The sequence below is a fragment of the Saccharopolyspora sp. genome, assembly GCF_017434145.1.
Lineage (GTDB): Bacteria > Actinomycetota > Actinomycetes > Mycobacteriales > Pseudonocardiaceae > Saccharopolyspora_C > Saccharopolyspora_C galaxeae.
This window is the reverse complement of record NZ_JAFRFW010000667.1, coordinates 1-2,361: the sequence shown is the minus strand read 5'-3', so window position 1 is coordinate 2,361 and position 2,361 is coordinate 1. Positions and strand designations below refer to the sequence as shown.

Here is a 2,361-nt window from a genome sequence, read left to right as displayed (position 1 = left end):
GCGATCAGCACCGTGCGCTTGCCCTCGCGCAGGTCGTCCCCGGCGGGCTTGCCGGTGACCTCCGGGTCGCCGAACACGCCGAGCAGATCGTCGCGCAGCTGGAACGCCACCCCGACGTCGTGGCCGAAGCTCTCCAGCGCGGCCAGCGTCGCCTCGTCGGCGCCTGCGATCTCCGCGCCGAGCTGCAACGGGCGCGCCACCGTGTAGGAGGCGGACTTCAGCTCCGCGACCTGCAACGCGGCCTCGGCCGATTCGTCGCCGCGGACCTGGCTGAACACGTCGAGGTACTGCCCGGCCAGCATCTCGGTGCGCATCGCGCGCCACGGCCGCATCGCCCGCTGCAGCGAGTCGGTGGGCAGGCCGGAGGCGTGCAGCATGTCGTCGGCCCACGCCAGCGCGAGGTCGCCGAGCAGCACCGCCGCGCTCATGCCGAACTGCCCGGACCCGCCGCGCCAGCCCTTTTCGTCGTGCGCATCGGAGAACCGGCGGTGCACCGTCGGGTTGCCGCGGCGCGTGTCGGACTCGTCGATCAGGTCGTCGTGCACCAGCGCGCAACCCTGGATGAGTTCCAGCGCGCTCGCGGCGCGCAGCACGGCGTCGGCTTCCGGCCCGTCCGGGTCGCCGCCCGCTGCCTGCCACGCCCACCACGCGAACGTCGGCCGGATGCGCTTGCCGCCGCCCAGCACGAACCTGCGCAGCTCACCGGCGGCCTCGGCGAATCCGGGGTCGAGCCGGGCGCATTCGTCCTGGCGGCCCGCCAGGTAGTCGGCCAAGGTGTCCCGCACCCGTCCGGGGAAGTCGGCGTCCACGGTGTCCTCGATCGTCGTGTCCTCGCTGCGGGAGCGGTCCGCCTCCTCGGCGGTGACTTCTTCGACGTTGCCGGGATGTTCCTGCGTGGTGGGTTCCTTGATGGGCACGGCCCCATCTTCCGTGACGGCCGCGCACGCACCGCGAACGGGTCCGGGCTCCGGCCGATCACCTACGCGCTGGTCCCGGCCGTCTCGTGCTCGTGCTCGCGCTGCGCGAGCCGGGTGATCACCAGCACGGCGCCGAGCGCCAGCGCGCCCATGACCAGCGCCCACACCGTCCACGCGCCGGCGCCCGAGCCCGCGTACTGGAAGGTCGCGTTGAGCTGGGTGACCTCACCGGGCTCCGGTGACCAGGTGACGACCCCGGAACTCTCCCTGCCGTTGGTGGTGGTGACCTCGCCGGGCGCGGTCAGCTCGATGCGCACCGACGAGTCGGTGTCGGCCAGGGGGGTCAGGTCCAGCGAGCCGCTGAGCTCGACCAGCGAACCGGTCCGCTCCAGGTGCAGCCGGTAGCGCGACTCCGACGGGCTCAGCGCGTTGCTGAGCTCCTGGAGCTCGTCGAAATCCAGATCCTTGAACGTCAACCGGGATCCGACCCGATTCCCCTCGTTGTACGGCGCCACCTGCACCCGGTCGGCCATGTGTTCCGGCGGGCGCAGGTCGAACGGCACCTTCCCGTCCGCCGTTTCGGTGGTGAGCAGCAGTTCGCCGGAGGCGGTGTCGTCCTCGGACAGCGAGATCGAGGTGTCGGCGTGCAAGCAGCCGCCGAGCAGTGCGGCGACCAGCGCGATCAGGGCGGCGAGTGCGGCGCGGGAACCGTGGCAGGGCTTCACCCCGGCGATGCTGGCACCGCTTCGCGCGGCTCGCCGATTGCGCGCGGCGGAGGTGATCGTCGCTGGTCACGAAAGGTGGTGCTGGGCCCGTCGCGGACGCGATAACCTGCGCCGCATGGCATCCGAGCGCAGTGGCGTGCACCAGATCAGCGACCGGTACGTGGAGGAACTCGCCGCGTTGGACCCGATCGAGGCCACCGCGCTCGGCCTTCCGGGTGGTGATGAGCTGCTGACCGACTACTCGCCCGCCGGCCACCGCGCTCGCGGCGAACTGGCCCGCCGGGCGCTGGCCGAGATGCGTGCGGCCGAGCCCGCCGACGCAGGCGAGCGCGCGGCGAAGGCGGTGTTCGAGGAGCGGGTCGGACTGGACGTCGAGCTGCACGACGCGGGTGAGGACATGGCGGCGCTGAACGTCATCGCCAGCCCGGTGCAGAACCTGCGCCAGATCTTCGACCGGATGCCCGCGGAGACGCCGGAGCAGTGGCGCACCATCGCCCGCAGGCTGGAGAAGATGCCGGAGGCGCTGGCGAACCTCAGCGAGGGCCTGCGCGAAGCCGCCGCGCAGGGCAACGTCTCCGCCGCCCGCCAGGTGCGGCGGGTCGCCGAGCAGTGCGAGACCTGGGCCGGTTCGCGCGGCGGGGACTCCTTCTTCGCCGGGATGGTCGGCCGGGCCGAAGGCGTCGGCGCGTTGCGCGGCGAGCTGGACGCGGCCGCCGAAG

At 72.7% G+C, this 2,361-nt stretch carries 3 protein-coding genes; 1 reads left to right on the top strand and 2 read right to left on the bottom strand.

Annotated features, from left to right (window positions below):
* Window positions 1-809: polyprenyl synthetase family protein (locus IJH84_RS18345; protein ID WP_295146653.1), on the bottom strand; the 809-nt coding region annotated here is incomplete at its 3' end.
* Between the two features lie 170 nt (window positions 810-979).
* Window positions 980-1,642: a DUF3153 domain-containing protein gene (locus IJH84_RS18340; RefSeq protein WP_200071238.1), complete on the bottom strand. Its 663-nt coding sequence runs from the start codon at window positions 1,640-1,642 to the stop codon at window positions 980-982.
* 115 nt (window positions 1,643-1,757) lie between these two features.
* On the opposite strand from IJH84_RS18340, the gene IJH84_RS18335 reads away from it, so the two are divergent.
* The coding region (locus IJH84_RS18335; protein WP_295146650.1) for a DUF885 family protein at window positions 1,758-2,361 on the top strand (604 nt) is incomplete at its 3' end.